The 15,401-nt window shown below is 41.1% G+C and carries 11 protein-coding genes; 7 read left to right on the top strand and 4 right to left on the bottom strand.

What is annotated here, in order from left to right; translation table 11 throughout:
* Positions 1-121: 121 nt before the first annotated feature.
* Positions 122-757, bottom strand: a complete 636-nt coding sequence (locus HWQ37_RS11125) for a type I restriction endonuclease (RefSeq protein WP_292746954.1) — start codon at positions 755-757, stop codon at positions 122-124.
* An 80-nt stretch (positions 758-837) separates the two neighbouring features.
* Between HWQ37_RS11125 and HWQ37_RS11120 the strand changes: the two genes are divergently transcribed.
* Positions 838-1,077 carry a hypothetical protein gene (locus HWQ37_RS11120; protein ID WP_292746950.1) on the top strand — a complete coding sequence of 80 codons (240 nt, stop codon included), beginning with the start codon at positions 838-840 and terminating at the stop codon, positions 1,075-1,077.
* The gene (locus HWQ37_RS11115; protein WP_292746947.1) at positions 1,074-2,438 is read left to right on the top strand and encodes a lipid-A-disaccharide synthase-related protein; all 1,365 of its coding nucleotides are present in this window, start codon (positions 1,074-1,076) and stop codon (positions 2,436-2,438) included. The genes HWQ37_RS11120 and HWQ37_RS11115 overlap by 4 nt, the downstream gene beginning before the upstream one ends.
* A gap of 107 nt (positions 2,439-2,545) precedes the next feature.
* On the opposite strand, the gene HWQ37_RS11110 is transcribed toward HWQ37_RS11115, so the two are convergent.
* On the bottom strand, positions 2,546-3,268 hold the full coding sequence (locus HWQ37_RS11110; protein WP_104908003.1) for a response regulator transcription factor: 723 nt from the start codon (positions 3,266-3,268) through the stop codon (positions 2,546-2,548).
* A 1,155-nt stretch (positions 3,269-4,423) separates the two neighbouring features.
* Here HWQ37_RS11110 and HWQ37_RS11105 point away from each other — a divergent pair.
* Positions 4,424-5,737: an ATP-binding response regulator gene (locus tag HWQ37_RS11105; RefSeq protein ID WP_292746943.1), complete on the top strand. Its 1,314-nt coding sequence runs from the start codon at positions 4,424-4,426 to the stop codon at positions 5,735-5,737.
* Positions 5,738-5,789: 52 nt separating this feature from the next.
* Positions 5,790-6,905 carry a hybrid sensor histidine kinase/response regulator gene (locus tag HWQ37_RS11100; protein ID WP_292746941.1) on the top strand — a complete coding sequence of 372 codons (1,116 nt, stop codon included), beginning with the start codon at positions 5,790-5,792 and terminating at the stop codon, positions 6,903-6,905.
* A 401-nt stretch (positions 6,906-7,306) separates the two neighbouring features.
* On the opposite strand, the gene HWQ37_RS11095 is transcribed toward HWQ37_RS11100, so the two are convergent.
* Both HWQ37_RS11095 and HWQ37_RS11090 read right to left on the bottom strand, forming a co-directional pair.
* Entirely contained in the window at positions 7,307-9,049 is a 1,743-nt protein-coding gene (locus HWQ37_RS11095; protein WP_465249688.1) for a ShlB/FhaC/HecB family hemolysin secretion/activation protein, read from the bottom strand.
* A gap of 549 nt (positions 9,050-9,598) precedes the next feature.
* Entirely contained in the window at positions 9,599-11,374 is a 1,776-nt protein-coding gene (locus tag HWQ37_RS11090; RefSeq protein ID WP_292746937.1) for an SWIM zinc finger family protein, read from the bottom strand.
* Positions 11,375-11,911: 537 nt separating this feature from the next.
* Between HWQ37_RS11090 and lpdA the strand changes: the two genes are divergently transcribed.
* The 3 genes from lpdA (at position 11,912) to HWQ37_RS11075 (ending at position 14,826) form a co-directional block, all read left to right on the top strand.
* Positions 11,912-13,336 carry a dihydrolipoyl dehydrogenase gene (lpdA, locus tag HWQ37_RS11085; RefSeq protein ID WP_292746936.1) on the top strand — a complete coding sequence of 475 codons (1,425 nt, stop codon included), beginning with the start codon at positions 11,912-11,914 and terminating at the stop codon, positions 13,334-13,336.
* 104 nt (positions 13,337-13,440) lie between these two features.
* The gene (gene trpC, locus HWQ37_RS11080; protein ID WP_292746934.1) at positions 13,441-14,331 is read left to right on the top strand and encodes an indole-3-glycerol phosphate synthase TrpC; all 891 of its coding nucleotides are present in this window, start codon (positions 13,441-13,443) and stop codon (positions 14,329-14,331) included.
* A gap of 243 nt (positions 14,332-14,574) precedes the next feature.
* The gene (locus HWQ37_RS11075) at positions 14,575-14,826 is read left to right on the top strand and encodes a DUF5340 domain-containing protein (protein ID WP_094349807.1); all 252 of its coding nucleotides are present in this window, start codon (positions 14,575-14,577) and stop codon (positions 14,824-14,826) included.
* The last annotated feature ends 575 nt before the right edge of the window (positions 14,827-15,401 follow it).

Raw genomic sequence — 15,401 nt, 5'->3', positions numbered from 1 at the left:
AAAAGTCAGGATAGCTTGTCTGTTGAAGAGCAGCGTAAAGCTTGGACACCGCTTGATCGTGAATTGTTTGATTTCGACAGGAGTGAACCCAGAGTGGTTTAGGATATGAGGTAATGGTAACTTATGATTCTGTAATAATTCTACCCAAATGCTTGAGGATTCTTAAAACTCCAGATAAATTGTTAAGATATTGCGATCGGGTTGCAAAGAGATCGGAAATACCATACTGTTTACCCAAGGTTTTGACAAACAAATAGCTGCTACCATTGGCGATCATGCCATACAGTGGTTGTTCGGGGTTGGGATGAATCGCCATGTAAGCTAATGTTTGGGGAATCGCTAATTCTAAATCAAAAGTCGTCTTTTTTGACTCAATTAGGACAATCCATAATTTACCTTGCAAAACTAAAACATCAATTCTGCCCCGTAAAATCTCATCATTATCTCCTTGTGCAACAATATCAACGGATACCTCGGTTTTAAATCTGTAGGGTGCTTGATAGAAGCCTGCAAGTTCAAGTAATGGAGACAGCACGACCATTTTGACAGTTTCTTCTAAAAGACTTCCATCTGAGATTTGGTAGAGATAGTTTTGTCGAACTTTTTCTAATCTTGTCTGCTCTGCTTCACTTAAAGCTGGTAAATCTGCCATCCATTCGGTAAAAAATTCACTATCACCACTTAGGATTAACCCCAGTTTTTCCTCAACTTGGCGAAGGGTGGTAATTTTTTCTGCAATGGCTATGCTTGTGGTCATGATTAAATTTACCTACTTGCCTAATATTAGGATAATTGAATTTAACCTATAACAGTTACTACAAAAAAGGGCTTACCAAGATGCCAAAAAAGAATCAAATCTTTTATAGGGATAATGTCAAAGTACAAAGTTCTCTTGGTTTGCGTATTTTGGAAGGACTTACCGAAGCGGAAATTTCCCAACTACTCGATAGTTTATTTGCTGTTTTTTCTGACGAACAGCACCAAACGGCTTTTGTTCAACCCAGCTTCTGCGTCGATTTCCCTATTTATACCTCTTACCCAAACAGACAGTTAATTTTGATATTTTATTTCTTATGAGTAATGTATCTCGGTCATCTTTAGCTTCTAACTCCCAATCTGCAACTTCTCCTTTACGGTTACTTGTATTAAGTAATGGTCATGGGGAAGATATGATTGCAGTTCGGATTTTGCAAGAACTCCAACAACAACCAAACCCACCAGAGGTATTTGCTTTACCTTTGGTGGGTGAAGGACGTGCTTATGAACAGTTGGATATCCCCTTTATCGGTTCAGTCCTTAATATGCCTTCTGGTGGCTTTATTTATATGGATGGCCGCCAATTAGCGCGGGATGTAGGCGGTGGTTTATTGCAACTTACCCTCAGCCAAATTAAAGCCATCCGTCGTTGGGTGAGTTCTCAAAAAAAACTAGGTAATAAAAGAGCAATTTTAGCAGTGGGAGATATTATCCCTCTGCTATTTGCAACATTCAGTGGCGCTAATTATGCTTTTGTTGGTACCGCGAAATCTGAATATTATGTGCGAGATGAAGCTGGATTATTACCACGGAAATCTAAAGACGCACGTTGGGAAAACTTTTCGGGTTCAGTTTACCATCCTTGGGAACGTTGGTTAATGAGTCGTCGCCGTTGTAAGGCAGTGTTCCCTAGAGATGCGCTGACGACGGAAATATTAAAACAATGGCCAATTCCAGCTTTTTCTTTAGGTAATCCCATGATGGATGGTCTAGAACCGACGTTTTCACGCCAACAATTTTATAGTCAGAATACCCAACAGCAAGAGATAGTTCGACCTTTTATAGTGACTCTTCTTCCTGGTTCTCGTCCGCCAGAAGCTTACACCAACTGGGAAACAATTATGATTGCGGTATCTGCATTGATGGCAAGTTTTCAACAGCGAGATTCAATCTTCTATACTTCTAACACAGTAGTGTTTTTAGGTGCGATCGCTCCCGGTTTAGACTCTAATATTTTATCCCAAAGTGTGCAATCCCAAGGCTGGCGCACTGAATCAGCATCTCCTATCCAATTTCGCGATCCAAATCTATTGACATTTAAGCAAAGAAATGCATATTTATTGCTGACACAACAAGCCTATAATGATTGCTTGCATTTAGGAGATATAGCGATCGCAATGGCAGGTACAGCCACAGAACAGTTTATCGGTTTAGGCAAACCTGCGATCGCAATTCCTGGTAAGGGGCCACAATATAACCCTAGTTTTGCTGAAGCTCAAAGTCGTCTTCTCGGTTCGTCTTTGATTTTAATCAATCAACCGGCAGAAGTAGCGAAGATTGTACAATCTCTATTTAAAAACCCTGATAATTTGCAAATTATTGCTGAAAATGGTAGCCAACGCATGGGCAAACCGGGAGCAGCACTACGTATTGCTAATTGCTTGCGGGAAAAATTGGGATAATTGGGCATTGGGCATTGGGGATTGGTTATTAATTGTTCTCCCCCTACCTCCCCTGCGCCCTCATCTCCCTCATCTCCCTCATCTCCCTCATCCCCTCATCCCCATTTTCACGCTACCAAACCCGAACGCAAAGCCCTCACAGCAGCTTGAGTGCGGTCATCAGCACATAGTTTATTTAGAATATTACGAACATGGGTTTTTACAGTACCAACTGTAATATATAGTTTCTCAGCAATTTGCCCATTGCTACATCCAGCTACAATCAGCTCTAGGATTTCCAATTCCCGTTGAGTTAGGGGGTATGTTTCCAAAACTTGCTCGTATTCTGTCGCCAGTGCCTCAATTTTTACAGTCTTCGGCTTGTCAGAACCTTGACTTTCTCCAGGAATACCTTGACGCATCTTCCGCAATACCACGTTGGCAATTGCCGGATCGATCCAAGAGTTACCGCCGTGAGTTGCTTGAATCGCCTCAGTTAATTTACTGATGCTGGTTTCTTTCATATAATAAGAATCAGCGCCAGCTGCGAAGGCTGCAAGTACAGCGTCCTCTGTATGATCCATTGTCAAGATGAGAATCTTCGTAGTAGATTGTCCATTTTCAGCCTGTGAGCGCTTGAATTTACGAGTGAGTTCGATGCCATCCATGTCAGGCAAGCCGATATCTACCACCGCTACATCTGGCTTTGCAGTTTCTAAAAGTTTTAATCCTTGGGTAGCGTTTGCCGCTTCACCAATTACTTTCAATGCACTATGAGACTGTAATGCTGCTCGTAGCCCCATTCGCGTTAAGTCATGATCTTCAATTAAAATAATACTAATTTCATTCATCGCTACACTCACTCTTGCGCTGTTTGCATCTTTCAAGATATTACCTTTTGTTACTACAATTATCTCTTATTTTCCCAAACTAAAGATAGATGATATTTCACCCAGTCTGCATCCACCGATAGAAATAATAAGTATCCAAAATTTTTATATTTAGATAGAGGACAAATCTAGCTGAAGATATATAGATAGTTACACAAAAAGTATGAAATATTGAAACGAATGCCAAATTGCTGCTCCTTGCTGATAATTCAGCTTTGAGTTGCCATATTCCATTGGTTAATTAGTATTATTTTGGATCAACTTTAAAAAAAGCCTACGAGAATGAAAAAATTACAGCGAGTCAAACTTGCTTTACGAGAAAGTGTGGGTGTCCGCACCTGTCCTAATATTCAGACCGGACAAGGATGCCCACCCCACAAGAGGGATAATTTATTTCTTGGAAGTCCTTAATACAAGCCATCTGTGCAAACCTCTCGCTTTTTAGGTTTGGAATTTCTGCCTAACTTTTATCGGGAAGCTTTCTTGGCTGTTAAGGTTTGGTAATTTTGCGAACAGCTATAAGTCTGATATACCTGGGAAAATACTAACACAGGTCTGGCGATCGCTAAGAAAATTGTCGAATTTTCAGGATGTAAGATTACTTCAGATTCACAAAGTATAGATAGTACTTTTTATTTAGCTACTCTAACTAACCTGAGATTTAAAACTGTTCAAGCTTATGGTACACGATAATCTTATGTAACTCTCACCAATGACTGACGACGGTGGCTTGTTCACTCATTTACAATTGTTTTAAGCTTAGTAAAGTAATTTATTTTACTTGATATTAGCTTTGTCTGCTTATTAATTACTGATTTTTTCCCGGATATTGGTCATTTCCAGGGAGTTTAGTTACGAGAGTCTGGTAAATTAACCAGATTGAAGATACAACAGACAGAATTCAAGCCAAGGAAAGGCTCGAAATACTACTAGCGGAGGATAACGAAGTTGATGTGATGAATATCAAGCAGGTATTAAAGTAGATATTATGCAAAATGTCTTAGTTAATCAAATTACAGATTTTAGATGTCCGAAAATCTTATATTCTTTAGTTGGATAGTCTGAAAAAAGAAATGTTATACATCAACCTATGTTTGGCGGCGAAAATAAAAACCGATGGAAGAGACGCTGAAAATTTTGGTTGTAGACGATGACGAAGTAGACCGGATAGCAATTCGTTCTGCCCTGACTACAGCAGGTGTTCAGATGGAACTGTCTGAAGTAGGCGATAGTCATGATGCATTCTCGATCTTAAGCACTACTGCCTACGATTGTGTTTTTCTCGACTATCGCTTACCAGATCGAGATGGACTAAACTTGATTCAACAGCTACATTCTTCAGAAATTAAAGTTCCTTTAGTAGTCCTAACTGGTCAAGGAGATGAACAAATTACTCTCAAATTATTAGAAGCTGGAGCTACAGACTATCTTTCTAAGTCTAGGATATCCCCAGAAACTTTGTCACAGGTTTTGCGGAGTGCAATTCGGATTTATCGGGCAGAAATGCAGGCCGATTTGGCAAACCAGCAGATCAGAGAAAGTCACGAACAACTCACTTGTAAGAACCAAGAATTAGAGAGACAACAACAACAGATTCAAATGCAAAACTTAAAATTATTGGAGGCATCACGCTTAAAATCACTTTTTTTAGCAACTATGTCTCACGAACTGAGAACGCCAATGAATGCAATTATTGGTTTTTCCCAAATCCTACTGCGTCCTAAGTTCGGTCAATTAACGCAGCAGCAAACAGATATGGTTGAGCGAATTTTGAATAATGGTAAGCATTTGCTGATGTTACTCAATGAAGTTCTCGACTTTTCCAAGCTGGAGGAAGGAGGATTAGACTTAAAAGCGGAAATATTTGATGTATCAAAGATAATCAATCTCGTTGTCAGTGAAATGCGTTCCCTAGCTGAGGCTAAAAATCTTTCATTGTTAGTACAAAGCGATTTGCAAAATCCTTTAGTATTTAACGATCCGGTTCGGATTAAACAGATTTTAATTAACCTGCTATCCAACGCCATTAAATTCACAGAGTCGGGTGAAATTTGGGTTGAGGTTAAGGAACTAACTGCAAATCGAGTAGTAATTATTGTTCAAGATACAGGTATTGGCATCGCACCCAGAGATTTTAAACATATTTTTGAAGCATTTCGGCAAGTCGATCAAACTATCACTCGCAAATATCCAGGTACAGGTCTGGGTTTGGCAATTATAGATTCGCTAGTGCGAATGATGGGCGGTAAAATATTTCTTAAGAGCAAATTGGGGGTTGGTTCAATGTTTAAAATTGAATTGCCGCGTCAAATTACATTACCGACTGTAGCAGCCAATACTCCAGCTTCACAGTTAGATAACGATGGTTTTGTTTGCCCTGGTAAAAATCCTCATCACTCATCTTCTCAAGCCAATACAGCATCAAGATAATATCCTAAATTTAAAAATTACTTTCACAAAAACTGATAAAAATTTATAAATCATGTCTGTAGTTGAAAATAATAAAATTTATCGTATCCTCGCAGTTGACGACACTCGAGATAATCTCATTTTGGTTCAAGCAATTTTAGAAAGTGAAGGGTATGAAATTGATTTGGCTTCAGATGGAATCAGGGCTTTGCAGCAAATTGAGCAATCTCCACCCGATCTGATTCTATTAGATGTCATGATGCCGGGGATAGATGGTTATGAAGTCACACGTCGAATTCGGAAAAACCCGGCGATTTCTTATATTCCAATTCTGTTGATTACTGCCTTTCACCAATCCAGCGTTGTCGAAGGTTTAGATGCTGGTGCTGACGATTTTATTCGGAAACCATTTGATACTGATGAACTACTGGCAAGAGTGCGATCGCTATTACGTCTCAAGCACAGTTTGGACGAACAACAAAAAATGGCCCGCCAACGGGAAGACTTTGTTTCCCGTCTAACTCATGATTTGCGAACACCGCTAGTAGCTTCCGATCGGATGTTGAATTTGTTTGAAATGGAAACATTCTGCAAAATTTCGCCGGAAATGAAAGAAGCGATCGCAGTGATGATTCGCAGTAACCAAAATTTGATGGAAATGGTAAACACCCTGTTAGAAGTCTATCGCTTCGAGGCAGGTAAAAAAACGTTGAATTGGGAGGAATGCGATTTATGTGAAATATCTCAAGAAGTAGTCAGCGAACTAAGTCCTCTAACTAATGAAAAAGGCTTGACTCTAGAAATCGATACCCGTGAATTAGATCCACTGAGTCAAAACGCTGGTATTATCATGGGCGATCGCTTGGAATTACGGCGAGTGCTAAACAACCTGATTGCAAATGCCATCAAATTTACAGATACAGGAGGCATAACAATCCGCATTTATGAAACATCACCTCATCCAGATTCGGTAATAATTGAGGTACAAGATACAGGATATGGGATTGCGCCAGAAGATCAGGCAACAATTTTCGAGCGATTTCGCCAAGGCAGAAATAAACGCTCAGGTAGTGGCTTAGGACTACATCTATCCCATCGCATTGTCGAAGGACACGCAGGAACTATGCAGGTCGTTTCTGAACCAGGTAAAGGTAGTTTGTTTACTGTGCAACTACCTAAAAACACTTAAGTTTTTCTTATTCACCAGAGATTATTTTGGGGATATCTGCCAAGAAATTACATTTAATTATTAGTTGTGTTTTTATCAAACAGAATTCTTCTTCAAGCCCCCAATAACAATTAAATTAGCTTAAATTATATGGATTAATGACAGCACCATTTGAAGGTGAATCCAATCATAATATTGCTGGATAACTTGGATCTTCTAATATTTGTATACTCCCAACGGCATATCTATCGCTCGAAAAAATAATTAAATTCTGCTTTTCTATCATTCTATGGGTAGTATAAATCATTATTTTACAGAGTTATTATTCAGCGTATTAATGCCTGAAAAACGTGTATTCACCCTGGAATAATACCCAGGGTCTTTTTTATATATTCGTAGGGGATGAATGGACAGAGGTGCTGTTAAAAAGGATTATAAAGTAAACTAAAATACAAACCATTTTCTTGTAATGTTCTCTCATTTGAGTTAACAGATACTAAAGGAATACCCCAGTCAAGACGAACCGTGAAGCGATCGCCCTGTGACCAACGCAACCCCAGACCAACAGAGGCTAGAGTATTAGGGTCGGGATTATTTCTACCAGAACTATTCCAGCCAACACCAAAATCTACAAACGGGACAACCTGTAACGTACTATCTATCTTGGGTAAGCGCAGAATCGGTACTTGAACTTCCGCAGAAACAAAAGTACCATTATCCGTTAGCAAATAATCTTGACGGTAGCCCCGAATGCTATCCTGCCCACCTAAGCCAAATTGCTCTATAGGCAAAAGCGTTCTAGATGCTAGTTGCGTATTTAAACGTAATAACAATAAGGTTTTAGGAGCTAAAAGACGTGCCCACTGCGCTTGACCTTGCCAAGCAAAAAAACGGCTATCGGGAGGATCTTGATTAACCGTGGCATTCAACACATCTATGCCCAAACTGAATTGAGAGCGTAGGGCGATGACTTCACGACTGTTACGACTCGTCCATTCTTGAAAAAATCGCAAGGCAGATACCCTGGTGCGTCCCTGTTCATCAGCACCAGGCGAAAGTAGAGAGGGGGAATACCCATATCTCTGTAGGTTCCACGAGATATCACTTTCGCGTCGCGAGGCTGTTAAGCCAAGAGCTAATTCTTGCGTAGGAGTTTGAACTATGGGCTGGCGGAATGTCACTTCGTAGTAGCGAGATGCCGATTCGATATCTAAAGATTTGAAATCAGGTTCAATGACATTACTCGACGTAGTGCCATAGTTGAAGGTAAGTGTTCCGTTGCGGGGATTAAGAGGCAATGTGTAACTGGCATCAAAGGAGTTGCTACCATCGGTATTGGTGTAGCCTAGATTCAGATTATCTCCCAATCCGAGTAAGTTGGCTTCATTCAATCTTAATCCGCGTCGAAAACTGCCAACACTAGGCGATCGCCCATTATCAAGAACTATTTGACTACTAAAGGTTTTTGCCTCAGTGATTTTAACTTCTAAGAGACTCGTACCCGTCCGCGATCCTGCTGAGAGTTCAGCAGTCACGTTTTGAATCAAAGGATTAAGTTGCAAAAGTTGCAGTGCTTTTAATAGACGCTGGCGATTCAGAGGCGCTGATGTCGCTATTGCAAGTCGGGTGCGGACATAATTCGGATTCAACCGCCGAGTCCCAGTTACCTGGATATCTTCTAATTTACCTTCGACCACCTGAATTTTGACAACACCGGATTTGATTGTTTGAGGTGGAATATAGGCACCAGAAGTAATGTAATCATTTTTGACGTATAAATCAGTGATTTTAGAACGTGCTTGATAAATCTCACTCAGCGAGATCGGTCGTTTGGTAAATTCAGCAGTGGCTTTGGCTAACTCTTGGGCACTGAAAATTGTGCTACCAACAACTTCAAACCGTTCAACCACAATAGTTTGAGGAAAGTTACCAAGGGGTGGTTCATCAGGTGTGAGAGTTGGGGTAGAGGGTGGAAATAGTTCTGCTGGTGGGGGGAGTGGCTGTGGCAGTTGAGGTGAAGGGAGTGGCGAAGGTGAGGGTGGTTGGACATCCTGTGGTTGTGGCAGTCGTTGTGATAGGATGAAATTATTAGTTGGTAATTGTCTAGTATCAACAGCCAGAACTTTCAGGACACTAAAAAATGTACTGCTGAATAATAGAAGCATACTCAGAGGTAAGCAGGACACTATAAAATTCTGAGGGTATTTATCGATCATCGCCCTAGACTATTTTTTGTCAGTAACTATGGAATTATACGGGGACTGCTTCAAATGTGAATCTTACTTCATCTTTTGTCGCTAAAGTTAATATTAGGACTTACGCATTGACAGAAAAGCCAAAATGACAGGTATACTTTTCAGGGCTTATAGCTAGATTTTTCAATAAAATTTTAGCGATCGCACCCAATCAAGGGTGATTGACAAAAGCCTGAAACAACGTATTTACGTTGATACACAAGATAGTTATTTTGTACAGTGTGTAAGTCCTAAATATCTTGGGCAAATCTCAATTTATAAAGTGAAATCATCTGGTTATTGCAGACTTACGGCAGAATTCAGAATTCAGGAGTAAAACACGCTCTATACATGGATTTGAGACTTAGCTTGTGTACCTCAAAAACTTGAAACAGGTTAAACTTATTTATCTCAAAAGGTAAGCAAAAATATTTAGAGCAAAGAAAGTGTTGTCATAGTTATTCCAACCTCATACCTTCTTCACTCCATACCTTTTTGCTTAAACATTCCCATCAATTTACGTTTACGAGCGTGGGTTTGCATCAAGTTTTGCCGATAGCTTAACCAGTCAGCTTTCTTGCCAGATTCCAAGTAGGCATTACGCGCCTTTTTCAACCATTCAACTGCGTAATAGTAGTATTCGGCTTTACCTGCATCCATAATCTTTTCAGCACGGCGACGAGCATTAGCAATCACCCAACCAGGATTATGAGGGATAGCAGCATCCATGACTCGGTGAATTAACTCTGAACGATCGGAACTGAGTTCAGTAGCGATCGCAATTGCATCATCAATTAGCCCCTCATGCAAGAATATATCCACCTTGGCTAATTCTGTTCCCCAACCATTATAAGTACGGACAATTCTCAGCAGGTCTGTTTTGACACTTTCCCAGTTTTTCCCAGCCAATTCTGTCATCCTTTGGTAGTCCCCAAAGGAGGGCTTGATTTGAAAAGCCGCCTTGATTGCTAATAAAGCAACTTCACTATTACCCAACTCAACAGCTAAATCACTTGTCCAAATTCCCAATTCGTACTGACAATTCCCTGGTAAATTTAATCCACTCTGCGCTATATCTAATGCTTGCTGTAATGCCCCCTGAAGGCTGAGTGTTTTCGCCAGAGCAAAAGCCTCTTCCATTGAGTTCATCTGGGTTTGAGCAGCATCAATTGCTTCTTCTACCCTGCCTAAACGCCCCAACATGGTCAGATATTGCTGGGTTTGCCCTTCCGCTTCTGCTAAATACAAGTATTCTTGATAACGTTCTTGACGTTCGAGAATTTTCAGGCGAATTAATGCCAAATCGTCTGCATAATCTGGCACATCTTCTTCCCAAGCTCCCCTTTCACTAATATTACCCTGGAGAACTTGTAGCAATGGTGGATAATCCCAACCTTGGCGTAAAGCTTCCATAACTAGACCAAAATCAGCATTCCACTCATCCTGCCAAGTTTCTAAATTTATTTGAATATCAACTTTTTCCTCTGGGGTAAGTTCCACACTGAGAATTGCTTCACACCAAGCATTATTTAATTCCGCGACAACTTCATCGTTTTCAGCGCCGTATTCAGCAACATCATCCCAATTTTCCACACAGGTAGAGGTAATCGCCTCCAAAATAGCGATCGCATTTTCACCTTCTCCCCGTTCGCTAAAATCTACCGCAGTTTGCACTACACTCAGCAAATCTTCGCCAATCGGGTCTTCTTCGTGTCCCTCTTCAAAGTAGCGCACGGTATCCTTGAGAATCTGCCGGACTTGCCGCCGAAAGGGAGTCGGGTCAATAGTCCTACGGCGCAGAGGTTTTATGGTTGTTTGGTTGTCAGCAGGATTCGTCATCCAACTTACATGGCGGTCAATCGCCTCAATCAGTGGCGGGTATTCTGCCACCAACTCTTGCAACAGCCTTTGAGTTTGGATACGATCTAGGCGATTTAGTAGTTCTTCTAGGGTGGGGCGCTGCTGAATATTCTCTGAGTTACGCGCACAGACGAGCATCGTCGCTACAATGTGCTTGCACCACCCTTCATGGTCATAGGCACAGGTGCATTTTACTGAGGTTAACCCACTGCTATCGAAACTCAGGTTGACATGATAAGGTCGAGCTTCAGTGCCGACAACATCCGCCTGGATCTGATGGCCACGTTGGATAACGGCATTGACAGCACCAGTCTCATAATATGCCTCGCCTCGCTGGAAAGATTTGGCGTTGGCATGACGGCGGATAGTAAATTCACTAATTTGGGGAATAGACATCGAGCGATCGCCTGTGTAAATCCTCTGGATAAATCCTAAATCCAGCTTAGTGTTACGCTAACGCGCTGTAAAGAAAAAGGTGTGGAGACTCTGAATCAGACTGCAATTTCTATTCATTAACTAGCTCAGAACTAGGAATCAGCTTCATTACCCTGCAAATACTCACTTAACAAATTTAGGGGTTTAAGTCCCCTGGTTCAATAATCGGCAAGTTTTGGGTCGGGGTCTAAATCCCCGTCACAAAACTTACTTGCGACTTGCGACTTGCGACTTGTTTTAATTTCTTGTCGATTTTCTGGGAAAACCAACCCATATAATGAAAATATCCATATTTTCGCCAGAAGTAAGTGAATCATAATTTGGTTAGCAATACCCAAACCTGAAATCAGTGAACAGTCAACAGTAAACAGTCAGGGTAATCTAAGGTAAGGGATTTAGAGTTCAGCGATAAAACTGATAACTGATAACTGTTAAAAGGGTTGCGCTGATTGTCAGTCAAGTTGAGAATAAATAGGCGAAGCACACGGGGAAACTAACGTGAGTCAAGGATATGATTACGATTTAGTAATTATCGGCGCTGGTGTAGGCGGACATGGCGCAGCCTTACACGCCGTAAGTTGTGGTTTGAAAACAGCAATTATTGAAGCTGCTGATATGGGAGGAACCTGTGTTAATCGGGGCTGTATTCCTTCTAAAGCGCTGCTGGCAGCATCTGGACGTGTGCGGGAGTTACGCAATGCCCACCACCTCAAGTCACTGGGAATTCAAATTGGTAGCGTGGAATTCGATCGCCAAGCGATCGCTAATCATGCTACCAATCTCGTCTCGAAAATTCAAGGCGACTTAACCAACAGCCTCAAACGTCTAGGAGTCGATATCATCACGGGTTGGGGAAAAATCGCTGGGGCGCAAAAAGTCTCGATCGCTGGAGACGGTGGTGAAAAAACCATCACAGCCAAAGATATTATCCTTTCCCCTGGTTCAATTCCCTTTGTACCTCCAGGAATTGAAGTAGACGGCAAAACTGTCTTTACCAGCGATCAAGGTGTCAAATTAGAGTCGTTACCAGACTGGATAGCGATTATTGGCAGTGGTTACATCGGCTTGGAATTTTCTGATATTTACTCAGCTTTGGGTTCTGAAATCACCATGATTGAAGCCCTAGATCAGTTAATGCCAGGATTTGACCGCGATATTGCCAAACTTGCCGAACGGGTGCTAATTACCCCCCGCGATATTGAAACCAAAGTGGGGATATACGCCAAAAAAGTCACCCCCGGTTCACCTGTGGTAATTGAGTTAGCAGATTTCAAAACTAAAGAAGATGTAGATGTCATCGAAGTAGATGCTTGCTTGGTGGCTACGGGACGCATCCCGGCGACCAAAAATCTTGGTTTAGAGTCTGTAGGTGTAGAACTCGATCGGCGGAATTTTATCCCAGTTGACAATCGCATGGCAGTGCTATCAGCAGGTGAAGTAGTACCGCATCTGTGGGCAATTGGCGACGCTAATGGGAAGATGATGTTAGCACACGCGGCTTCTGCTCAAGGCATCATCGCGGTAGAAAATATAGTTGGGAGGGAAAGAATAGTAGACTATCGCAGCATCCCCGCAGCTGCCTTTACCCACCCAGAAATCAGTTATGTGGGCTTAACAGAAACAGCAGCGAAGGAGTTGGGACAAGCCGAAGGGTTTGAAATCGCCACCAGTAGGAGTTACTTCAAAGGAAATTCCAAAGCGTTGGCAGAAAATGAAGCCGATGGTATTGCCAAAGTGATATATCGCAAAGACACCGGAGAAGTCTTAGGCGTTCACATTTTCGGACTGCACGCCTCAGACTTAATTCATGAAGCGTCAGCTGCGATCGCAAACCGTCAATCTGTTCAAAGTTTGGCACATCTAGTTCACGCCCACCCAACACTCTCCGAAGTCTTAGACGAAGCTTACAAACGAGCCATTTAGTCATTTGTCCTCTGTCATTTGTCCTTTGTCAATAAACAAGGGCAAATGACCAATGACTACTGACTAATGACCAATGACTAATGACTAATGACTAATGACTAATTATGCAAATCCGTCGTCGTTCACCGAACCCAGCTATTAATGTATCCATGTTACGTTACCAGGCTGTCGTGCCTGATGCAGCGCCAAACAACATCTTGGAAGAAATTGTCTGGCATAAAGAAGTAGAAGTTGACCAAATGCGGGAAAGGCTGCCTTTACGGGAATTGCAAGATCAAGCACTTTCCGCGCCGCCAACCCGTGATTTTGTCGCCGCCTTGCGCCAAGGTAAGACTAAACCAGCATTGATTGCCGAAGTCAAAAAAGCTTCACCTAGTAAAGGTATTTTACGAGAAGATTTTGACCCAGTAGCGATCGCCCTGTCTTATCAACAAGGTGGTGCAAGCTGTCTTTCTGTGCTGACTGATGTCAAGTTCTTTCAAGGTAGCTTTGACAACTTAGCCAAGGTGCGGGCGGCTGTAGATTTACCGCTACTATGCAAAGAATTTATCATCTATCCTTACCAGATGTACTTAGCGCGGGTTCAGGGTGCAGATGCTATTTTGTTGATTGCGGCTATCCTGAACGATCAAGATTTGCAATACTTCCTCAAAATTGCTCACAACCTGAAAATGGCAGCCTTGATTGAAGTCCATAATTTAGCAGAACTTGACCGTGTGTTAGCCTTAGATGGGGTCTTGTTAGTAGGAATCAATAATCGCAATTTGGAAGATTTCTCTGTTGACCTGCAAACTACTTGCCAACTTTTAGCTGCAAGAGGTAGCCAATTGCAAGAGAAAAACATCCTTGTTGTCAGCGAGTCAGGACTATACAACCCAGAAGATTTGAGTTTAGTAGTGACAGCCGGTGCATCTGCTGTACTCATTGGAGAATCTTTGGTAAAACAACCAGATCCCGGCGCGGCGATCGCCCGTATATTACCGAGGAATTTCTGAAAAGTTACACCTCCCCGGTACTAAGGGTGCAGGGCAACTGCACACAATAGTTAGGCAATTGGGCATACTATGCGTAGACACGCAGCAATTTGCCATCAAATATCATCAATATCTTTGCCAAATCTTCATTGCTAATCAAATCAAAGCCATAAGCAACTAGTTATTTATTATGTAACAATTTATTAATAAGAGAGAAACTGTGACTAATACAAAATCCCAAATATGAAATCAAAATTTAACTTCATGGAGCAAATTCCTCTACCTTCGCCTATTCACTACGAACTTATACTTCAACTATTAGAAAGACAAACGATGTTAGCAGTAAATGATAATCCAGATTTACGGCATCAAGTTAATCAACTAATTATTACTCTTCGTAAAGCTGCTGTGCAACAAAAGCGACTAGAAGAAATTTGCGAGTTTTCCTCTGTAACTATCGATCATCGTTGGTCAATCAACCATCATAACGATAACAAAGTTGTTGCCCCCGATTGAAGTCGATAACTTAAATATCTCAACCTCAAGTTTGGCATCTTTGTTAAGTTTGCTTACCATCATCAGAAAATATATATCTCTGTGTATTGAAGTGGTCAGTGCTTAAAAGTTCCACTGCACCTGCTTGACTCAAACGCACAGTTTTAGGTGTGATTTAAAAGGATTTACATAAATTCTACTTACAGAACTTTCTCTACTTTGCAAAAATAGCTAGAAATACTAGATGAAGATTTAAAATAAACAGTTTCAACACTCAGGCTTTAGTTGATATAAATTTTACTTTATTGAGCTAGTTGTTTACAGTTATATATAGTTATTGTTTCTCTAACTACTAACTTAGCTTTTTAAAATTTATACAAAAATTCTATTAATCCTGTAGAAATAATTGTCATACATATTTATTTATAAGACAATTTTGCAAAATTTCATCTTGATTTATAGGAAACTATAGATAAGTTAAAATATTGATGAGATTCCCTCTCGAATTTGACGAAAGATGAAATACAACAGCATTGATGAACCAGGGCAAACGCATCTAAATTACTCTTAATCACAACCAACGTTAAGAACCAACG

Origin of the sequence: Nostoc sp. NMS4 (genome assembly GCF_017115095.1) — a bacterium.
GTDB lineage: Bacteria > Cyanobacteriota > Cyanobacteriia > Cyanobacteriales > Nostocaceae > Nostoc.
This window is presented reverse-complemented; position numbering and strand designations above follow the sequence as displayed.